The 564-nt window shown below is 63.8% G+C and carries 1 protein-coding gene; it reads left to right on the top strand.

The window, feature by feature from the left end:
* The coding region (gene ligD / locus BG57_RS30975; RefSeq protein ID WP_035971162.1) for a non-homologous end-joining DNA ligase LigD at nt 1–564 on the top strand (564 nt) is incomplete at both ends.

A 564-nucleotide genomic window follows, 5' to 3' on the forward strand; every position in this document is an offset into this window, starting at 1 on the left:
TCCACTCGTGGAACGGGGCGGCGCCTGATCTGGAGCATCCCGATCGCGTCATCTTCGACCTGGATCCCGATCCCGCCTTGCCGTGGTCGACCATGCTGGAAGCGGCCGCGCTCGTCAAAGTCGTGCTGGACGAACTGGGATTGCGCTCGTTCGCGAAAACCAGCGGCGGCAAGGGCTTTCACGTTGTCGTGCCGCTCAACCGCCGACAGGGGTGGGACGAGGTGAAACTGTTCTCGCAGGCGGTCGCCCAGCACATGACGCGCGTGGTGCCGCAGCGTTTTTCAGCGGTCCTTGGTCCGAAGAACCGAGTGGGCAAGATCTTCATCGACTATTTGCGCAACGGTCGAAGTGCCAGCACGGTCGCCGCATTTTCAGTGCAGGCTCGCCCCGGCATGGCGGTATCGATGCCCATCTCGTGGGATGAGTTGAATGACGTGAAGGGCGGCGACCAATGGACGATGGGGCAAGCCATTCACCGACAACGGACGCTCGCCACCGATCCGTGGGAAGGCTACTGGCGCACGCGGCAAGGGATCACCGCCGCGATGCGCCGGGCGGTCGGTA

It is taken from the genome of Caballeronia grimmiae (assembly GCF_000698555.1).
GTDB classification, from domain to species: domain Bacteria; phylum Pseudomonadota; class Gammaproteobacteria; order Burkholderiales; family Burkholderiaceae; genus Caballeronia; species Caballeronia grimmiae.